We start from the raw sequence: 19,394 nt of genomic DNA, 5'->3' as shown, positions 1-19,394 counted from the left end.
GCGCGCCTTGCCGAAGGCGAGATCGATCTCCTCGTCGGCACGCATGCGCTGATCCAGGACGACGTCATCTTCAAGGATCTCGCGCTCGCCATCGTCGACGAGCAGCACCGTTTTGGCGTGCGCGAGCGTCTCGCGCTGACCTCGAAGGGCGAAGCGGTCGACGTGCTGGTGCTGAGCGCAACGCCGATCCCGCGCACCCTGGTGCTCACCTATTTCGGCGACATGGACGTCAGCGAGCTGCGCGAAAAGCCGGCGGGACGCCAGCCGATCGACACCCGCGCGGTCGCCATGAGCCGCATCGAGGAGGTCATGGAGGGCGTCGGCCGCGCGCTGCAAGCGGGCAAGCTGGTCTACTGGATCTGCCCGCTGGTCGAAGAGTCCGAGGCTGAAGGCACCGAGCATCTCACCAATGCAACGAAACGTTTCGAGAGCCTGCAAAAGCGCTTTGGCGACCGCGTCGGTCTCGTCCACGGCCAGATGAAGGGCACCGAAAAGGACCGCGTGATGGCAGAGTTCGCCGCCCACGAGATCGGCCTTCTGGTCGCGACGACAGTGGTCGAGGTCGGCGTCGACGTGCCCGCCGCGACCATCATGGTGATCGAGAATGCCGAACGTTTTGGCCTCGCCCAGCTCCACCAGCTCCGCGGCCGCATCGGCCGCGGCTCGGAGGCGTCCACCTGCCTGCTGCTCTACTCAGAGCCGCTCGGCGAGATGTCGAAGGCGCGGCTTAAGGTTATCCGCGAGACCACCGACGGTTTCCGCATCGCCGAGGAAGATCTCAAGCTGCGCGGCGAAGGCGACGTGCTAGGCGTGCGCCAGAGCGGCCTGCCCGGCTACCGCATCGCGCGCTCCGAGGTCCACGGCCAGCTCATCACGCAGGCCCGCGACGAAGCGCTGCGGATCATGAAGGACAATCCAAAGCTGACCGGCGAGCGCGGCGAAGCCTTGCGCTGTCTGCTCTATCTCTACGAACGGGACGAGGCGATCCCACTGATCGGGGCGGGCTGACATGCGCAAGGCGCTCACCGAATTACTTTCAACTCTATTGGTGGTCTTCACCTATCTTTACTCAATTCCGGCGGACGCAATGACTCCCGCCACAACGGAGCAGATGGTCTGCGTTCCCGCCGTTTTTCTCGTGGCTAGTGTTGCTGACGGTTCATCTGCCAGCATCCCCGAGGAATGCGTACCTGAGAGGTTCTTCCGCACTTTCCACTGGCCGCTGACGATCAAGGTCGTGCAGGTTATTGCCGAGAGGCCATCGAAAGTTTCCCAACATGCAGCGTCGGGCGACATTTTGAGCGTTCGAGTGAAAGTACGCAGCAGCCGCACGGCAAAGGAAGTTGTACCGGACCATTGGCAAGGGGCCCTGTTGGCTCCGTTCTTGTCAGCCGCGGAATTGACGCACGTCCTACGCGGCAAGAAGTTTATCTTTGGCCTGAATGATTTCGGAGACGATACGTCTCAGATCTGGTCAACCTCGTTCCAGGCTGAGCTGGAAAAGCTCTTGCTACAGGGTGCGAGGAATGAGGCGCAGCCGCAGCCGTGTGCCCAGCGAAGATAGTTCTGGCGGAACACGGAGGCCGCGGCCTAACTCTTCTTCCCCGCATTCGCTGCAAACGCCCGCAGCAGCGCCGCATCGGCCCCGTCGCCGTTCGCATCCTCGGCGAGGTGCTCGAACCAGCGCGCAAAGCCCTCGTAGACCTGGCTCGCCGGATGATCCGGCCCGAGAAAGCCTGCAATCTCGCGCATCTCCGCAACCCATCGATAGGCTTTTGGGATCATGTCGGGCAGCGCAGTTTCAAGCTTGGCCAGCATCGCGGGCTGGCTGAGCGCGAGCTCGGCGCGCAAGGCATCGGCGGCGCCCGCCCTGGTCGCCGCAACCACCATGGCCGAGCCGATGCCCGCGAGCCCCTTGTTGATGCCGGCATAGGACATCTTCAGCGCGGAGGCAGCGCCGACCGGGCCATCGACGATCCGCACGTCGAGACCATACTCTTTCAGCACGGCGACATCCTTCGCATGCTCACCGGACATGTAGAACGCCGGGCCCTTGCCGCCCGGCTGCGGCGGAAAGCCGATGATGCCGGCGTCGACGAACGGCGCCTGGGCCGAGCCGATGATGTCCCCGATCCGCAGCACGGTGTCGACATTGACTGCATTGCAGTCAACCACGACGGGCTTCTTGTCGCGCCGCACGATCAGCGCTGCCAATCGCTCCGCGAGCGCAATCGCCTCTCCCGGCGGCACGATGGAGAGGATGATATCGGCAGCGGCGATGGCATCATCCTCGGCGCCAACCATGCCGGCATCCGCGGCCCGCTTCAGCGTGGCTTCGCTGCGCCCCTTGAGTGACGTCAGCACGCGCGCGCCGTGCTCGCTCAGGCGGCGCGCCACCGCGCTGCCCATAGCACCGGGTGCAAGGATCGCAATGGTCATCGCAATGGTCTTGGACATCGTGCACTCCGGTTCGAACTCGGTTCGACCGGAAGACTAGCAGAGGATGCGAGCGCGCACGTGAACACGGCTATCCCGCGCCGGAATGGCCCTACTCCACCTTCGCAGGTTCGGGCGCCAGCGTCGATGCGTTGGCGATGCGCGCTGCGGCCGCCATGCCGGCGAGTGCTGCGGCCTTCTTCGGGTCGGGTGCCGAGCCCGGCTGCACCACGCCAGCCGACATGATCAGCGTCGCGGCATCCTCGGCGCTGAGCTCGACCTCGATAATCTTGCTCCTGGGCACGTAGAAGAAGAAACCGGTGGTCGGGTTCGGCGAGCACGGCAAGAACACCGAGACGTGCTCCTCCTGCCCCGGCAGGCTGCGGGCGATGTCCTCGTTCGGCGACTGCGAGATCAGCACGATCGACCACATGCCGGGTGATGGAAACTCGACGAGGCCGACTTTGCGGAAGCTCGAGCCCTTGCCCGAAAACAGCGTCTCGAACACCTGCTTGAGGCCGCGATAGATGGCACGCACGGCCGGGATCCGGCCGAGCAAGGTCTCGCCGACATCGACCAGGGTGCGGCCGATCAGGTTCGCCGCGAGGAAGCCGACCAGCGTCAGCGTGAAGAATGCGACGATCAGGCCCCAGCCCGGAATGACGTAGGGCAGATAGGTCTCGGGACGGTAGGCCAGCGGCACGAACGGGCGGACCACCCCGTCGACCCAGGTGACGAACCACCACACCAGGTAAAGGGTGATTGCGATCGGCCCCGTGACGATCAGGCCGGTGAGGAAATAGTTGCGGAAACGGCCCATCAGGCCGGTGTGCGGTTCCGGCAGCAAGTCGGGCTGGGGCGCAGGCGTGGGCACGTCGTCGCGGGAGGTCATTCGGGTTCCAAGTCGGTCGCTTCGGTCTAGCTAGGTGCTTCTAGCAGATTTTTGAAGGCGCGAAGCGACCGGCGTTGGACCCTTATGCCTATTCGACAGTCACCGATTTGGCGAGGTTGCGCGGCTGGTCGACGTCGGTCCCCATGATGACGGCCGTGTGATAGGCCAGCAATTGCACGGGGATGGCATAGACGATCGGCGTGAAGGCCGAGCCCATGTCCGGCAGCACGATGGTGACGAGCGATTCCACCGTCGCCTCCTCTGCGCCCTTGGCGTCGGTCACGAGGATGATGTTGCCGCCGCGCGCCGCCACCTCCTGCATGTTGGAGACGGTCTTTTCGAACACGCGGTCGTAGGGCGCGATGACGACAACCGGCATGGTCTCGTCGATCAGCGCGATCGGGCCGTGCTTCAGCTCGCCGGCGGCATAGCCCTCGGCGTGGATGTAGGAGATTTCCTTCAGCTTCAGCGCGCCTTCCAGCGCGATCGGGAAGCTGGTGCCGCGGCCGAGATAGAGCACGTCGCGGGATTTTGCGATATCGCGCGCGAGCTTCTCGATCTGCGGCTCGGCGACAAGAGCGGCCGCAATCAGGCGCGGGATCTCGATCAGGCCGTGGACGAGTTTGGCTTCATCGGCATCCGACAATTCGCCGCGCGCCTTGCCGGCGGCGACCGCCAGACTCGCGAGCACCATCAACTGGCAGGTGAAGGCCTTGGTCGAGGCGACGCCGATCTCGGGACCGGCCAGCGTCTGCAACACGGTCCCGGCCTCGCGCGCAATGGTCGAGGTCGGCACGTTGACGACGGCCACGGTGTGAACGCCCTGCTCCTTGGCATAGCGAAGGGCTGCGAGCGTGTCGGCGGTCTCGCCGGATTGCGAGACGAATATCGCCAAATCGCCCTTGCGCAAAGGCGCCTCGCGGTAGCGGAATTCGGAGGCGACATCGACCTCGACCGGCACACGCGCAAAGCGCTCGAACCAGTATTTTGCGACATAGCCGGCATAGCTCGCGGTGCCGCAGGCCGTGATCGTGATGCGCTGCACGTCGTTGAAGTCGAACGGCAGCTTGACCGGCAGCGCGACGCGTTCGGACGCCATGTCGACGTAACGCGCCAGCGTATGGCCGACGACCTCCGGCTGCTCGTGGATTTCCTTGGCCATGAAGTGACGATAGTTGGCCTTGTCGACCAGAAAGGACGACGCGCCCGATTTCAGCACCTCGCGGTTGACCACGGCGCCGGAGGCATCGTGGATCACGCCGACCTCGTGCGACAGCACGACCCAGTCACCGTCCTCGAGATAGCTGATCGTGTCCGTGAACGGCGCAAGCGCAATCGCGTCCGAGCCGAGATACATCTCGCCGTCGCCATAGCCGATCGCAAGCGGCGAGCCTTTTCGCGCGCCGATCAGGAGATCGCCATGGCCGCGGAACAGGAAGCCGAGCGCAAAGGCGCCGCGCAGTTGCGGCAATGAGGCCTTCACGGCCTCCTGCGGCGAATGTCCCCTAAGCAGGTAGGAATTGACGAGATGGGCGACGACTTCGGTGTCGGTCTCGCTGGAAAACCGCGCGCCTTCCTTCTGGAGCTTCTCGCGCAGCTCGCGAAAATTCTCGATGATGCCGTTGTGCACGACCGCGACGTTCTCGGTCGCATGCGGATGCGCATTGTGCTCGGTCGGCTTGCCATGCGTGGCCCAGCGGGTGTGGCCGATGCCGGTGGTGCCCTTCAGCGGCTCGGCATCGAGCCGCTTCTCCAAATTCTTCAGCTTGCCCTCGGCGCGACGGCGCTCGAGACGATCACCTTCGAGCGTGGCGACGCCCGCGGAGTCGTAGCCGCGATATTCCAGACGTTTGAGCGAATCCACCAATTGCTCTGCAACCGGCGTGCGCCCGAGAATGCCGACAATCCCGCACATGCGGATCAATATCCCCCAAATCGTCGAAAAATCATCAAAACGACGCGCGCAGTTTTTAGCGAAGTTCGTAAGCGACCAGATACTCAATAATTATTGCGGATTGCGACAGCGCCGAGTGGCGGCACGCTTAACGGCCCCCGCGACGGGCGAGCCGGATTCGCCGGCCTTTAACCCTGCGCATTAACTCCGTGTCAATAGATTTGCCCAACGATTCATCGCCTGGAGATCAAGGCCATGAAGAGCTCGCCCGACCGTAAAGGTCTCTCGTCGATGTATGTGAGTGCCAGCGAAACCACCGGCACGCATCTGGCGCATTGGCCGCCGCCCCAGCGCGGCAAGGAAAGCAAACCGGTCTTCGTGAAGCATCAGGCCGGTGAGCCGATCAAGCGCGCCAAGCCGCGCGGCTGGCGCCTGACCCGCGCGATCTTCTCGGAATTCTCCGAGGACGAATAGCGCGCCTCAACCTTCCTTCTTGCCCGTCTTCATCTCGCGATAACGCGCAGCGCCGCCCTCGCGGATGGTCTGCTGATTGCGCTCCAGCGCCATCGCATCGTCGGGCACGTCCTTGGTGATGACGGAGCCCGAGCCGATATAGGCGCCGTTGCCTATTCTGACCGGCGCCACCAGCGACGAATTGGTGCCGACGAAGGCGCCCTGCCCGATGACCGTCTTGTGCTTCTTGAAGCCGTCATAGTTGCAGGTGATGGTGCCGGCGCCGATGTTGGAATTGGCACCGACGGTCGCATCGCCGATGTAGGAGAGATGGTTGACCTTCACGCCGGCTTCCAGCGTCGCGGCCTTGGTCTCCACGAAATTGCCGATCCGCGCGCCGTCGCCGAGCGAGGTGCCGGGCCGCAATCGCGCATACGGACCGATCGACACGTTCTTGCCGAGCGTGGTCTGCACGATGTGCGAGAACGAATGGATCACGGTGCCGTCTGATATCGAGACGCCCGGACCGATCACCACAAAGGGCTCGATCGTGACGTCCTTGCCGAAAACCGTGTCGGCGGCGAGGTAGACCGTCTCCGGCGCGATCAGCGTGACGCCCTGCTCCATCGCGGCCTTGCGCAGCCGCGCCTGCATGACGCCTTCGGCCTCCGCAAGCTGCGCCTTGGTGTTGATGCCGCGCACTTCGTCCTCGCTGGTTTCGATCACCACGGCTTCTCCTCCTTGCGCGCGGGCGATGCCGACCGCGTCAGGCAGATAATATTCACCCTTGGAATTGACGTTGCCGATCTTGTCCAGAATCGCGAGCGCGCGATGTCCGTCAATTGCCATCACGCCGGCATTGCACAGCGTGATCTTGCGCTCCTCAGCGCTCGCATCGGCATGCTCGCGGATCGCCACGAGCTGGTCGCCTTCGACCACCAGACGGCCGTAGCCGGTGGGATCGGCGGCGCGAAAGCCGAGCACCGCGAGGGCTGCGCCCTTGGCGAGCGGCGCGCGCAAGCGTTCAAAGGTCTCGGGCGTGATCAGCGGCGTGTCGCCGAACGCGACCAGGACGTCATCGACACCGCGCGCGATCGCCTCGCGGGCCGCCAACACCGCATGCGCGGTGCCGAGCCGCTCGCGCTGCACGAAGGTCAGCGCGTCGGGCCTGATGCGCCTGGCTTCGTCCGCGACGGCCTGGTGGTCCGGTCCGATCACGACCGCGAGCGAGGTGCCGGTTCCCTTGCTGGCTTCTTTGGGGGCCGCACCAAGCACATGGGCGAGCAGCGAGGCCTGCGCGACCGGATGCAGCACCTTTGGCAGGCTTGAGCGCATGCGCGTGCCTTCGCCGGCTGCGAGCACGATCGTGAGGCTTGAGCGAGCGGTCATCAAAGTTCCTGCCTGTCTTGCCAGTCCTGTTGTCGGCCGAATCGATTCGCGTGTCGCAAACGACAGCTTACGCGCCGTCTTAGAGAGGTTTTGCTACCCCCGCAAAGGCCCGGAATTCAAGTGCGACACGCTTTTCCTGTTAATGTTCCCTGATTGATTCGGGGACGCGGGACAGGGCTGGGCACTTAAGTTAATGGCAAAGGATTCCGACCCACTGGCCGGTGCCTTCGAGACCAAGGAGACCGGCGGAATTCTGTCCGGCTTGCTGGCCGAGGAGAACGAGTTCGATCGCCGCACGATGTGGCGGCTCGGCTCGTGGGGCGTGGCCGCCGTCGGCGCCATCGTCGTCGCCGTGATGGCCAATCAGGCGCAGCTCGGCTGGCGGCGCGATCAGGTCGCGTCAGCCGACCTCGCGCGTCAGGCCGAACGGCTCGCGCTCCTGACCAGGGAAAGCCAGAACGAAGCGCGCCGGCTCACGGCTGCGATCGAAACGCTCAACACCGACCGCGACCGTCTCTACACCCGCGTCACCGTGCTCGAGCAGGGTCTCGATTCCGTCACCGGCGCAATCGCCAGGCAGAACGCAGCACCTGCGCAGCCGGCTGCCGCGACGCCCGAGCCATCGCCTGCCCCGCAGGCTGCAGCGCCTGCGGTGGCACCCGTTGCATCCACGCCTGCGTCCGCGAACGACAAGCCGTCCGGCGACTCCAATAAGGAAGTGGCGAACAAGGACGCCTCCAAGAACAAGGACGCGCCAAACAAGGATGCGCAAAACAAGGATGCGCCAAACAAGGATGCACTTGGCAAGCAGGCTGCGAGCAAGGACGCCGCGCCGAAGGAAAACAAGGAGCGGGTGACGCCGCCGCAGCAGACCGCAGCTGCAGCGCCGACAGCACCCGCAGCCCCAACCGTATCGCCGTCGACACCGACGCCAGCCGAGCTGCCGGCCATTCCCCTGGTTGCCGCGAAGTCGATGATGGCGCCGCCGGACCCGGCCGCCTCGAAACTGATGCAGCCGGAGAAGTCGGCAACACCGAAGGACCAGTCGCAGCCGGCGGATGTGGCTGCCGCTTCGCCGACCGCGGAGCATGACGCCGCCGCCGAGAGCGACGCGCCGGCGATCACGGTGCAGCAGACCCGCTTTGCCGTCGACCTCGGCAGCGCGAATTCGGTGCCCGGCCTGCGCGCGCTGTGGCGCGGGCTGACCAAGTCGAATCCGGATCTGGCAAAGCTGCGCCCGATCATCATGGTCAAGGAGAGCAAGACCGGGCTCGGCATGCAGCTTCGCCTTGGCGCAGGTCCGCTGGTGAATGCGGCCGCAGCCGCAAAGATCTGCGCCGTGCTGTCGGAGAACGACCGCGCTTGCGAGACCACCGTGTTCGACGGCCAGCGGCTGTCGATGCAGGGACAGGACGTCAGTCCCAAGGACGAGACCAAGGCCGAGACGCCAGCGCCGGCCGCAAAGCCCGAGAAGCCGAGCCGACGCGGCTATTCCTCGAAGCGCTCCAAGCGCGAGGAACCGGCGCCGCAGCCGGCGGCCGCGGCCGCCAAGCCGGAAACGTCATCGATGCTGTCCTCGATCTTCAGCCGACGCTAAAAGCCCAATCGTTTCAGGCTTATATCGCCTAATTCTGAGATCAATTCACAAGCAGCTCACAACCGCGGTTGCTCCCGCAGGCCATCCCGACCATATTGCCCCGCATGAAGAAAAAGCCGTTCCGCCTTACGCCCTATCAGGTCCAGTTCCTGCTCATCGTCGGTTTCGTCACCGTCGGCTATGCGATGTATCTGCGCTATTTCGGCGTCGAGTTCTCGCAGACTTCGCTCGCCTGTGACGCCGGGCTGCAAAGCATGATGTGCAAGGCGCGCGCGACCGCAACCGCGCTGTTCAAGAACTCGGTGTTCGGCATCGTCGCGCTCGTGATCGCTACACTGAACCTGATGCGGCCTTCGATCTTCCTGATCACGCTCGGCGTGATCGCGGCCGGCCTCGGCATCGTCCTCTACAACATCGTGTTGTCGGGGATCGCGATCGCCCTGCTTATTCTGAGCTTTGCTCGGCCCGCGCCCGCCACAGCGTGAACGCCAGCACCAGATACATCGCGCAGGTCCACAACGACTGCCAGTTCTCGCGGCCTTCGTTGACGAGGATGTAGCCCGCCGACAGCGCCAGGAGGCCTGCAAAGCTCGCCTCCGAAATCGGACGCACGCCGCTCGAGGGACGGTTCGACAGCAGCATCGCGAACGGCACCACCGCCATGGTCAGCGCGGCGAAGGGAAAGTCGCGGTAGCGCGGATCGAACGCGAAGCCGAGCGCGGTTTCCGTGGCGATCACGGCGGTCACCGCCAGCGTCAGCCCGAGCGCCACCGACAATTTCGACCATTTGCGGCCGTCGCGCGGGCCCAGCAGTTCGAGGAAGGTCGGCAATCCCCGCCCCGACACCAGCGCCTGGGAGCAGAAGATCGGCGAGAGGATGCCGGCCGCGAGCAGCGCACCCCATTGCAGCCAGCCACCCCAGCCGTAGCTCTCGTAATACATCTTGTCGAAGGCGACCCCGAGCAGGATGCCGCCGGCGGTCGCGGAAATGCCAACCCCGAGCCAGGCCGAGAGGCGCGGCGTCCAGGGCCGTCGGCGCAGCGTCAGGCCGGCGACGACGAACACCAGCACGCTCAGGCCCATGCCGGCGCCCATATAGGACTTCCAGAACGGGAAATTGCTGATCGGCTGGCCCGGCGGATATTTGAGCGAACGGTGGATGGAATCGAGCAGGCCCCAATAGCCGCCGACGGTGCCTTCGAGCCGACGCTTCCACGGCTGGTCATAGGCCTCGATCAGGTTGACGCGAAAGCCCTGCGCTTTCGCGAGCGCCAGGATCTCCGACACCACGCGCGCCTGGTTGGTGCGCGACGGCAGCGCGCCCTCACGCATCCGCCCTTCGCTCGGCCAGCCGGTCTCGCCGATCAGGATCTCCTTGCCGGGGAACGCCACCGCCATCTGCTGGCGGATGGTGTTGACGTGGCCGGCGGCGAATTTCGCACGCACCGGGATGTCTTCCCAATAAGGCAGGATGTGGATCGTGACGAAGTCGACGGCCTCGTAGATCTCGCGGTTCTTCAGCCAGTATTCCCAGACGTCGGCATAGGTGACGGGGACCGCGACCTGCGCCTTGACCGAGCGGATGATGGCGGCGAGGTCCGACGTGGTCATCTCGCCGCGCAGCAGCACCTCATTGCCGACCACGACCGAAGAGATAACGGTCGGAAATTCCTTGGTCAGGCGGACGACGGTCGCAACTTGCGCAAAATTCTTGGCGCGGTTGCTGGAGAGCCAGATGCCCTGGATCACCTTGAGGCCGCCGATCTTGGCGGCGATCGAGGGCACCTGATCGAGCCCGTTCTCGATCGAATAGGTGCGCACGCACTCGGTGATGTCCTTCAGCTTCACCAGATCCTGCTCGATCTGCTCGGCCTCGATATGGGTCCATTCGTTCAAGGGCGTCTGGTCGCCGCGGAACGGGGCGTAGGAGACGCATTGGACCTTGTCGTTCGGATCAATAGGCGCGCGTGCGAGCGTGATCGGCGTGGCCAGCCACCACCACACGGCAGCAATCGCACCCAAGGAGATGAGCAGGAGCGCCAGTGGCGTACGAAGAGAAATCGGTTCCGTCCTCCGCGAAGGGCTCGTCGATTACCTGCTCAGGGGCCGTCTGCCAAGGGGTCGGGGCGGTAATTGCGCACGCCATCCCGCCTGACGCGCCTGCGGCCCTTCGACCGACGCATAGGATGGTGACTTTGCTGGACAAATTTCCAGATTCACGTCATCAGACTCCGCGGGGCTTTTCCGCCGCATTGGAGACCCATTTGGACGCCATCAAGCGGCGGCGTCCGCGAGCCTCCACGCGGTCGGCCAGTTGAAACATCGGGGAATTCATGCGGCGACGGGTGTTCGAGCTACGAAATGCGGTCCTGCGGCAGTTGGCCGCCACCTTGGCCGTCCCCGGCCTCGTCATCCTTCTCGGCATGGGCGGTGCGGCCGCCCAGAGCGGCAATCCGGCCCCCGACCAGGGCAAGGCGCCCACCGCCGCCGACGCCGCCAAGGACGCCACCCAGAACCAGCGCCGCACCGACGAGTTCGCCGAGGCCGCCCAGGCCATCAACGGGCCTGCCGGAAACCCCGAATGCGTCTGGCTCGGCCGCCGCGTCGTGCGGCTGATGTGGCGCGACGACCTCGACACGGCGTTCCGCCATCTCGACCTCTATGACCGCTTCGGCTGCCCCGGCGGCCACATCCAGGCGGCGTTCCGCTGCCTGACCCGCTTCGGCGGCCAGATCGATCCCAAGGTTGCCGAGACCCTGGACAGCCGTGTGCACGCCTGCTGGATCAACCCGGCATCGCAGCCCCAGCAGGCCGCAGCCCAGGCCTCCCCGCCGGCGGCGCCTACGACCGGCAACTCGCAAGCCGCACAGCCGGCGGCAAGCCCGGCCCCCGCGGCAAGCCCCTCGCCGGCTCCCCAGAAATAGCCGCCATCGCTTCACGCGTCGTTCAGGAACGATCGGCGATAGAGGGTGTTGGCACTGCCAGCATCGAACGCGACGGACGCGAAACGCCCTGAAAAGGCCATGGCGTCATACCAGTTGTGAATAGGCGCGGCAGAGGTATGCTCCACTTGCCGCGGACTTGGTCGGATCGAGGGGTCGGATCCGCTTCCCTGCAACCCCAGCCCCATTTGGTTTCACCGCGATGCGCGTCGTCGTCGCCGTTCTCCTGCTCGTGTCCGCGCTCCATGCCGCGCTTTGGGGCGTCTTGCGAGGCAAGGAACCGGCACCCGATTTCAAGGGCCTGTTGTCGAGCGTGTCCTACGCGCCGTTTGAGGGCTCCTCCCACCCCGACATCGACAACATCCCGACGATCGAGAAAATCCGCGCCGACCTGAAGACGCTGTCGACCATGACGCGTGCGATCCGGCTCTATTCGTCCACCGGCGGCGTGGAACTGGTGCCGCCGATCGCCGCCGAATTCGGCCTCAAGGTCATCGTCGGCGCCTGGATCGACAAGCACGAGGATCGCAACAAGCGCGAGATCGACGCCGCCATTAACCTCGCCCGCAAGAACAGCAACGTCGTCGGCGTCGTGGTCGGCAACGAGGTGATCTACCGCGGCGAGCAGAAGGTCGAAGACCTCATCGACATGATCAAGAAGGTCAGGGCCTCGGTCCGCGTCCCCGTCACCACCGGCGAGATCTGGAACATCTGGCGCGACAACCCCGACCTCGCCTCCAATGTCGACTTCATCGCCGCCCACGTGCTGCCGTACTGGGAGAATTTTCGGGCGGATCAGGCCGTTGACCAGGCCGTCGACCGCTACAATCTCCTGCGCAACCTGTTCCCCGGCAAGCGCATCGTGATCGCCGAGTTCGGCTGGCCGAGCGCCGGCTACAATCTGCGCAACGCCGATCCCGGTCCATTCCAGCAGGCGCTGACGCTGCGCAATTTCGTCAGCCGCGCCGAGGCCATCGGCATGGAATACAACATCGTCGAGGCGATCGATCAGCCCTGGAAGTACTTCGAGGGCGGCGTCGGTCCTTACTGGGGCATCCTCAACGCCGACCGCGAGCCCAAATTCGCCTGGACCGGTCCGGTCGTGAATGAGGACTACTGGAAGCTGATGACGATCGCGCTCTTGGTCGGCATCCTGCTGTCGCTGCCGATCCTGCGCCTGACGCAGCCGACCGCACCGCAGGCCTTCCTGCTGTCGGCGACCGCCAACGGCGTCGGCGCCTGGGTTGCGACCGTGTTCGCCTACTGGAACGGGCACTACTTCATGTTCGGCTCGGCGTTTGCGCTGACGCTCGGCATGATCCTTCTTGTGCCGCTCGTGCTGATCGCGATGGCGCGCATCGAGGAGATCGCAGCCGTTGCCTTCGGCAAGGCGCCGCGCCGCCTGCTCACCCGCGCCAGGATCGCCGAGGTGACGGCCGAGGCCGGCCCCGCCTATTTCCCGAAAGTGTCGATCCACATCCCTGCTTATTACGAGCCGGTCGACATGCTGAAGCAGACGCTCGATGCGCTGGCGCGGCTCGACTATCCCAATTACGAATGCGTCGTCATCATCAACAACACGCCCGACCCCGCCTTCTGGCAGCCGATCCAGGATCACTGCCGCGCGCTCGGCGAGCGCTTCAAGTTCATCAACGCCGAGAAGGTGCAGGGTTTCAAGGCCGGCGCGCTGCGCATCGCCATGGACCGCACCGCCGTCGACGCCGAGATCATCGGCATCCTCGATGCCGACTACGTCGTCGAGCCCGGCTGGCTGAAGGATCTCGTGCCCGCCTTCAGCGATCCGCGCGTCGGCCTCGTGCAGGCGCCGCAGGAGCACCGCGACGGCGATCTGTCGATCATGCACTACATCATGAACGGCGAATATGCCGGCTTCTTCGACATCGGCATGGTCCAGCGCAACGAGTTCAACGGCATCATCGTGCACGGCACGATGTGCCTAATCCGCCGCGCCGCGATGGACATGGCCGGCGGCTGGTCATCCGACACGATCTGCGAGGACAGTGATCTCGGCCTTGCGATCCAGGAGCTCGGCTGGACCACGCATTACACCAACACCCGCTACGGCCAGGGCCTGTTGCCCGACACCTACGAGGCCTTCAAGAAGCAGCGCCATCGCTGGGCCTATGGCGGCTTGCAGATCGTCAAGAAGCACTGGCGGCGCTTCCTGCCCGGCGCGAGCCGGCTGACCCAGGACCAGCGCCGCGAATACGGCCTGGGCTGGCTGAACTGGCTAGGGGCCGAAAGCCTCGGCGTGGTCGTGGCGCTGCTCAACCTGATCTGGGTGCCGATCGTCGCCTTTGCCGACATCGCCATCCCCGACAAGATCTTGACGCTGCCGATCATCGCCGCCTTCATCGTCTCGCTGGCGCACTTCCTGTCGATGTACCGCGCGCGCGTCGCGATCAAGCCCGGCCAGATGCTGGGCGCGATGATCGCTGCGATGAGCGTGCAATGGACGGTGTCGCGCGCGGTCGCCCAAGGCCTCATCACCGAGCACATCGCCTTCGCCCGCACCTCCAAGGGCGGCCTGTCGCGGATGTCGATCGAGTTCCAGGCGTTCTGGGAAGCCGTCATCGGCACCCTCTTGCTGGTCGGCGCCGGCGTGCTGATCGCCTCCAACAGTTTTCGGCAGATCACCGAGATCTACATCTTCGCCGGCGTGCTGGTGCTGCAGAGCCTGCCGTTCCTCGCCGCCGTCTCGATCGCGATCCTCGAGCTCAGCCGCATCAACTCGTTCCAGTTCTGGCGCGACAGCGCGATCCGCACCGCCGAGCTGATCGGCCTCCGCCCCGTCGCCCTGCCCGGCCCGGGCGGCACCCCGCAGCCCGTCGGCAGCGAGGTCCGTCGCGAGGTCGCGAACTGACGCCTATCCGTCATTCCGGGGCCCGAGCACAGCGAGGGAGCCCGGAATCCGCAACTACAGGCCGTAGTTGTGCACTCCAGCCTCACCGCCTCGCGCCGCCCCGGAATGACGCTGGAGCAAATCCGGCACCGGACGCGCAACCAGCGCCGTGGATGATCCGCGAGCATCCCGGTTGAAAATTTCAGCCTAAGCACCGGAAACGCCGCGCAAATCCCCGCTCCTGCCGCGATCCCGGGCAGCCGTAGCAGCTATTGACCTCGCGACCGCCGCCCCCTACACAGCGCGGGCCGAAGGCATATCCGGAAAAAGGCCCAACCGATTTCCCCGCGACGCAAACGTTGCGGCAAGACATGCTCTGGAAAAACCCGGTTGCGATGGCGATCTGTTCACTGGCCATCCCAACCATGGGAGCGCGTAGCTCAGCCGGTAGAGCACGTGACTTTTAATCACGGGGTCCTGGGTTCGAGCCCCAGCGCGCTCACCAAACAGCCGATCAATTTCCTCAGCAAGGACGGATACTTGTCAAAGTGAGCCGGACCACTCTGGAGGACATGGAACGCAACCCTTCGGGTTGGCGAATTCAGGATGTCGAGACGGTTTGCGCCGCGCATGGTGCAAAGTGCGCCCCACCTCGCGGCGGCGGTTCTCATTACAAGATTTCGAAGCCCGGCAAGCCCGAGATTCTGACGGTGCCTTTCAAGCGACCGATTAAGCCAATATATATCAAGAAGCTGGTAGCCTTCCTGCGAGACTGAATGCACATGGGCGAGCGTCCGCACTACAAGATCATCATCGAACCGCTCTCCGAAGAGGATGGCGGCGGATTCGTTGCGACCGTTCCTGATCTCCCCGGCTGCATGTCTGACGGCGAAACCGAATTCGAGGCGGTGCAGAACGTGCAGGATGCCATCGTCTGCTGGATCGAAGCAGCCGAGGAAAACCATCGTCCCATTCCTGTCCCGTCGCACCTTCGTGGAACGGCGGCGGGGTAACGCGCAGGCTTGCAAGCTTCCCGGAATGAGGTTTGCAGTTTGTCGGATGCGTTGATGACTCCGCCGTTCGGAGGAACGTTTGTCTGATGAATGATCACGCCGCTAATTTCTTGGGCTGCCTTCAGCGTGCAGAGGAGCACTTTCAAGCCGGAAATCCGTCAAATGCCAATGGACGTGCGGAGCGCGCACACAGCATTTGACGCCATGATATTTGAATGCGCTCGATCGAGGCGTATTGCTCGAGATGCGCCGGATGAAATCTCGAGATTTGGCATCGACCAAGACGAGTTTTTGGCGGTGATGGACGACGTCGCGAGAAATCGAAACGTGCAAGAGCACTGGCTCGACGTCAAAAATCCGCGAACGCTGAGATCTCACGGACGCACTACGCCAGCCGGCTTGCGAATTGCGGTCGATGAAACCTCTTTGATTGTTCTCGGGCCCGAGGAAATCTACAAGGACCAACTAAATCTGTACGATGTTCACCGTTTCATTCGACAGAAGATCGAGCAAATCGAGGGCACTAGCGCGTGGCAACCATTAATTGGCGACCGCGGATCGCCCGCCCGGACAATGATGACGCCGTGCTCTCGGCGGTCAAGGCGTGGCCTGGTGGCGGGGTGATGTGACGCGACAGCGAGCGACGGCCAGCCTTGACGGCCGCAAGCAAGGCGTCATGCTCAAGGGCAATCGGACGTCGCTCTAATGGTTGCTACGCGCTACTTGCAAAGTGGGAGAGCGAGATTAGACTACTCTTGGTTGTCTGATCAGGAGATCATTCATGAAGCGGATTCTTGCTTTGATTTTCTTCCTTCTTCCGTTTTCAGCGCAGGCCCAAGTCTCTTCGTTCTCCACTTGGGTAAATAGCAGAGGGTCTATTCTAACCGTCTTTCTTGTTGATCCTGGTACGGGCGTATTTACCGGGACGTACGTGAATAAGGCTGCCGGTTTTCAGTGCCAGGGCGTGCCCTACGTAGCGTCAGGCGTGGCGAAGGGCACAAGTGTTACGTTTACTGTGAACTGGAAAGGCATCCTCGTTCCCGATTGTCATTCGACAACCGTCTGGACTGGTCGATCGATTGGTCCCGCTCTAAAGACCCGATGGAAGCTTGACTACATTGGGAGTGATGGCAAACCCCATGTCCTCTACGGCAAAGACGTTTTCGCCAAACAATAGCGCGTAGGATGAGTTGAGCTCTTGCGAAACCCATCACTCCTTGCGTGCAAGCGCCACTGCGATGACAGATCGATTATCACAGTAGTTCTCGAGAAGCCGTGGAGTGGCTGAGCCACCTGCTGACGATGGGTTTCGCAAGGGCTCAACCCATCCTACAAATTCCGAGGCAAGCACTCAGGCTGAAACGCGAACGTCGGAAAGCAGGTTCAGCCGCATCGATGGCCGCGGCCTGGGTGTGAGCGGCGTGAGCACGGCGCGGTCCCGCATCTCCGCTCTCGCCAAGGCCGCGCGCAACGCTTCTTCGGTGCGCTTCATCTGGTTGCGCATCTCCTGCCGCTGATGTCGCGTCAGCGACGGCTCGGCCAGATAACGCCACCCCTTGGTCAGCAACGCTTGCAACGCACGCACATCGGAATCGTCGCGCATGGGCCACCTCAAGCTTCGCCGTCAGCCTAAGGCGATTCGCGGCAATGGGACTGGTGGTTTTGCCTGAGTAAAACTACGGGATGACGCGCCTCACGGCACCCCACTCTCCTTCCGATCCATCGTCACCAGCCACGAGCACACCATCGCCGGCAGCGCCCACACCGGGCCGACATAGAACCAGCTCTCGCGAAACAGTCTTGCGTTCTCCTCTCCCGACGTGCCTTCGTGCATGAACACGTAGTAGAGCGCGAACGCGATAGAGAATCCCACACCGAAGCATGCGATGGACCGCCACCATTTGTCTGACAGCCGAGCGTCCACCCATGCCGCCGCGAGCATCGGCAAACTCGAGAAGGCGTAGCTGACCATCAGCGAGGCCGGCCAGTACCAGCCCTCCTCGAAGATCGGCTTCGGGTGCATCGACGCCCACGCCAGCACGAGGGCGTAGAGCCAGGCCAAAAACGGTCCGATCGCGGCAAAAATCCACATGCGCTCACCATAGCCCGGAATTGCTTTTTGGACTTGCCGGGTTGCGAAAAATGACCGTTAGTCGGCCCGCCCGCGGCCGGGGCGTTTTCGTGAGGGCTCGATGAAACTTGCTATCGTTGTCGCTGGACTGATCATCGCCGCTGCCGCGGCGCTGTTGGCGATCCGGCCGGACATTTTGAAACCCGCCTCCCTCGCGCACGTGCAGAAGTCAGACATTTTTGGATTTTCACCGGGCATGACGGCCGAGGAGACCGGCAGGCTCATCACTCAGCGCCGTTATCTCTGCCGCGAGAACAGGGAGACCTTCACGCTCGAATGTGCGGTCAATGGTGCGAAGGTGACCGTCGACACCGACGCCGTCGATCCCAGGCATCCGGTCTGGCGCGTCAACGCCGAGCTGAGCAACGCCGGACCGGACGACGCCGCGGTCAAATCGATCTCCGACCAGTTCAACGCGCAGCCGGCGAAGGATGCGCAGGGCTGGCAATGGATCGTCGGCCGCGCCCTGAAGCTGACCTATGACGGCAATGCCCTCAAGCTCGTGGACGAGGCCGCGGAGAAGAGGCTGCGCGAGGAGGACGCGAAACGTTCGAAAGGCGCTGCGCCGAAATCCTGACGGCACGCAGAGCCGACGCAGCGCTATGCCGCGGCAGACGGCCACGCCGGGGTCGCGCGAAGCGGTCCATTATGGCTTAGGATGGTCGCGACGACCTCGTTTGCCTTGCCAAATTATCCCGCCCCCGCAGCGAGCCCAAAATGAAAAAAGCCCTTCTCTTCGGCGCGACCGGTTTCATCGGCTCGCATCTGCTGCGTGACCTCCTGGACAGCCCCGACTACGCCGAGGTCATTGCCGTCGTTCGCAAGCCGCTGGCGCTCAGCCATCCGAAGCTCACGGTGCTGACCGGCGATCTCGCGTCCCTGCCCGCGCTCAAGCCGCAGCTCGTCGCCGACGAGGTCTTCATCGCGCTCGGCACCACCCGCAAGCACACGCCCGACGAAGCCGAGTATTACAAGATCGATCACGACTATCCGGTCAAGGCAGCCGAGATCGCCAAGGCCAACGGCGCGCACTCGGTGTTTCTGGTCACGGCCGTCGGCGCCAATGTCAAATCCAGCGTGTTCTATGTCCGCACCAAGGGCGAGGTGGAGCGCGATGTTCTCGCGCTCGGTTACGACCACACGCACATCTTCCGCCCCTCGATGATCCTGGGAGCGCGGACCGAGGACCGCCCGCGCGAGCGGATGTTCATCGCGGTGTGGAACGTCATCAATCCGCTGCTGATGGGACCCGTCGATCGCTACCGCGGCCTCAGCGGCGACCAGATCGCACATGCCATCGCCAGGGCCGCACGGCAACAGATCGGGACAATGCGCATCTATCACTGGCGCGAGATGGCGGCGCTGCTGCGGAGCTGACCTACCGCCTGCATACAAGGCGCGAGAGTTGCACATCAGATGATCTTGCGCACGCGCTGCCAGTGCGGTCTGATCCCAAGGCGGGTCCTTGGCGCGACACCCAGGTTCCCCTGGCCTCGAACCATCCACCCGCTTGAACCCCTGCCGTACTCCAAGTCGGCAGGGGTTTGCCGTTTGAGGGGCCAGCACGCTCCCAAATTGGCCCACATTCACAAATCATTGGCGCGACCTCCCAAGACACGCACCCGCCCCTTCGGCTAAGGCGTGCCGGTTGCCCCGGCGGACGGCAGGGCTATCGCATATGCGGTTTTCCATTGTTCGGCATGCTCGTGCCAAAAACTCGTCATGCCCGGGCTTGTCCCGGGCATCCACGTTCTTCTCGCTGCGCGAAAGGTCGTGGATGGCCG

Annotated in this window: 19 protein-coding genes and 1 tRNA gene; 13 read left to right on the top strand and 7 right to left on the bottom strand. The window is 63.9% G+C overall.

All coding sequences use genetic code 11. The annotated features are described in order from the left end of the window. Together C2U70_RS17425 and C2U70_RS17420 are read left to right on the top strand one after the other, a co-directional pair. The coding region (locus C2U70_RS17425; protein ID WP_283810385.1) for an ATP-dependent DNA helicase RecG at positions 1–1,008 on the top strand (1,008 nt) is incomplete at its 5' end. A 1-nt stretch (position 1,009) separates the two neighbouring features. After that, complete coding sequence (locus C2U70_RS17420; protein WP_140979662.1) at positions 1,010–1,564, top strand: hypothetical protein; 555 nt, start codon at positions 1,010–1,012, stop codon at positions 1,562–1,564. Between the two features lie 26 nt (positions 1,565–1,590). Here the strand turns inward: C2U70_RS17420 and C2U70_RS17415 are convergent, their stop codons facing one another. The 3 genes from C2U70_RS17415 to glmS form a co-directional block, all read right to left on the bottom strand. Continuing rightward, positions 1,591–2,457, bottom strand: coding sequence for an NAD(P)-dependent oxidoreductase (locus C2U70_RS17415; RefSeq protein ID WP_140979661.1), 867 nt, complete (start codon positions 2,455–2,457; stop codon positions 1,591–1,593). Positions 2,458–2,548: 91 nt separating this feature from the next. After that, complete coding sequence (locus C2U70_RS17410; RefSeq protein WP_140979660.1) at positions 2,549–3,328, bottom strand: DUF502 domain-containing protein; 780 nt, start codon at positions 3,326–3,328, stop codon at positions 2,549–2,551. A gap of 88 nt (positions 3,329–3,416) precedes the next feature. After that, on the bottom strand, positions 3,417–5,243 hold the full coding sequence (gene glmS, locus C2U70_RS17405; RefSeq protein ID WP_140979659.1) for a glutamine--fructose-6-phosphate transaminase (isomerizing): 1,827 nt from the start codon (positions 5,241–5,243) through the stop codon (positions 3,417–3,419). A gap of 234 nt (positions 5,244–5,477) precedes the next feature. Here glmS and C2U70_RS17400 point away from each other — a divergent pair, with 234 nt between their 5' ends. Next, a complete protein-coding gene (locus tag C2U70_RS17400) occupies positions 5,478–5,696 on the top strand; it encodes a hypothetical protein (RefSeq protein ID WP_140979658.1) in 219 nt (72 codons plus the stop codon). Positions 5,697–5,702: 6 nt separating this feature from the next. On the opposite strand, the gene glmU is transcribed toward C2U70_RS17400, so the two are convergent. Continuing rightward, positions 5,703–7,064: a bifunctional UDP-N-acetylglucosamine diphosphorylase/glucosamine-1-phosphate N-acetyltransferase GlmU gene (gene glmU, locus C2U70_RS17395; protein ID WP_140979657.1), complete on the bottom strand. Its 1,362-nt coding sequence runs from the start codon at positions 7,062–7,064 to the stop codon at positions 5,703–5,705. Between the two features lie 193 nt (positions 7,065–7,257). On the opposite strand from glmU, the gene C2U70_RS17390 reads away from it, so the two are divergent. Beyond that, positions 7,258–8,661: a hypothetical protein gene (locus C2U70_RS17390; RefSeq protein ID WP_140979656.1), complete on the top strand. Its 1,404-nt coding sequence runs from the start codon at positions 7,258–7,260 to the stop codon at positions 8,659–8,661. Positions 8,662–8,765: 104 nt separating this feature from the next. Beyond that, the gene (locus C2U70_RS17385) at positions 8,766–9,146 is read left to right on the top strand and encodes a hypothetical protein (RefSeq protein ID WP_140979655.1); all 381 of its coding nucleotides are present in this window, start codon (positions 8,766–8,768) and stop codon (positions 9,144–9,146) included. Here the strand turns inward: C2U70_RS17385 and C2U70_RS17380 are convergent. Then, entirely contained in the window at positions 9,106–10,665 is a 1,560-nt protein-coding gene (locus C2U70_RS17380) for a beta-(1-6) glucans synthase (RefSeq protein ID WP_140979654.1), read from the bottom strand. The genes C2U70_RS17385 and C2U70_RS17380 overlap by 41 nt on opposite strands. 329 nt (positions 10,666–10,994) lie before the next feature. Here C2U70_RS17380 and C2U70_RS17375 point away from each other — a divergent pair, with 329 nt between their 5' ends. The 6 genes from C2U70_RS17375 to C2U70_RS17345 all read left to right on the top strand — a co-directional run bounded on the left by C2U70_RS17375 (position 10,995) and on the right by C2U70_RS17345 (position 16,656). Next, a complete protein-coding gene (locus C2U70_RS17375; protein ID WP_140979653.1) occupies positions 10,995–11,585 on the top strand; it encodes a beta-1-3, beta-1-6-glucan biosynthesis protein in 591 nt (196 codons plus the stop codon). Between the two features lie 220 nt (positions 11,586–11,805). Next, positions 11,806–14,487 (top strand): glycosyltransferase, encoded by a 2,682-nt coding sequence (locus C2U70_RS17370; protein WP_140979652.1) that lies wholly within the window; start codon positions 11,806–11,808, stop codon positions 14,485–14,487. Positions 14,488–14,895: 408 nt separating this feature from the next. Further along, positions 14,896–14,971: transfer RNA gene (locus tag C2U70_RS17365), tRNA-Lys, on the top strand. 277 nt (positions 14,972–15,248) lie between these two features. After that, the gene (locus C2U70_RS17355; protein ID WP_140979651.1) at positions 15,249–15,479 is read left to right on the top strand and encodes a type II toxin-antitoxin system HicB family antitoxin; all 231 of its coding nucleotides are present in this window, start codon (positions 15,249–15,251) and stop codon (positions 15,477–15,479) included. 90 nt (positions 15,480–15,569) lie between these two features. Further along, positions 15,570–16,103, top strand: a complete 534-nt coding sequence (locus tag C2U70_RS17350; protein WP_140979650.1) for a hypothetical protein — start codon at positions 15,570–15,572, stop codon at positions 16,101–16,103. Positions 16,104–16,260: 157 nt separating this feature from the next. Next, complete coding sequence (locus C2U70_RS17345) at positions 16,261–16,656, top strand: avidin/streptavidin family protein (protein WP_140979649.1); 396 nt, start codon at positions 16,261–16,263, stop codon at positions 16,654–16,656. A gap of 174 nt (positions 16,657–16,830) precedes the next feature. Here C2U70_RS17345 and C2U70_RS17340 read toward each other — a convergent pair whose 3' ends face one another. Together C2U70_RS17340 and C2U70_RS17335 are read right to left on the bottom strand one after the other, a co-directional pair. After that, positions 16,831–17,082 carry a hypothetical protein gene (locus tag C2U70_RS17340; RefSeq protein ID WP_140979648.1) on the bottom strand — a complete coding sequence of 84 codons (252 nt, stop codon included), beginning with the start codon at positions 17,080–17,082 and terminating at the stop codon, positions 16,831–16,833. Between the two features lie 90 nt (positions 17,083–17,172). After that, positions 17,173–17,571 (bottom strand): hypothetical protein, encoded by a 399-nt coding sequence (locus C2U70_RS17335; protein ID WP_140979647.1) that lies wholly within the window; start codon positions 17,569–17,571, stop codon positions 17,173–17,175. Positions 17,572–17,671: 100 nt separating this feature from the next. Between C2U70_RS17335 and C2U70_RS17330 the strand changes: the two genes are divergently transcribed. Together C2U70_RS17330 and C2U70_RS17325 are read left to right on the top strand one after the other, a co-directional pair. Beyond that, positions 17,672–18,187, top strand: coding sequence for a hypothetical protein (locus tag C2U70_RS17330; protein ID WP_140979646.1), 516 nt, complete (start codon positions 17,672–17,674; stop codon positions 18,185–18,187). 140 nt (positions 18,188–18,327) lie between these two features. Then, on the top strand, positions 18,328–18,987 hold the full coding sequence (locus C2U70_RS17325; protein WP_140979645.1) for an NAD(P)H-binding protein: 660 nt from the start codon (positions 18,328–18,330) through the stop codon (positions 18,985–18,987). The last annotated feature ends 407 nt before the right edge of the window (positions 18,988–19,394 follow it).

It is taken from the genome of Bradyrhizobium guangdongense, from assembly GCF_006483445.1.
GTDB classification, from domain to species: Bacteria; Pseudomonadota; Alphaproteobacteria; order Rhizobiales; family Xanthobacteraceae; genus Bradyrhizobium; species Bradyrhizobium guangdongense_A.
Note: the sequence above shows the minus strand (reverse complement) of the source record. Positions and strands in the feature narration are given on the sequence as shown.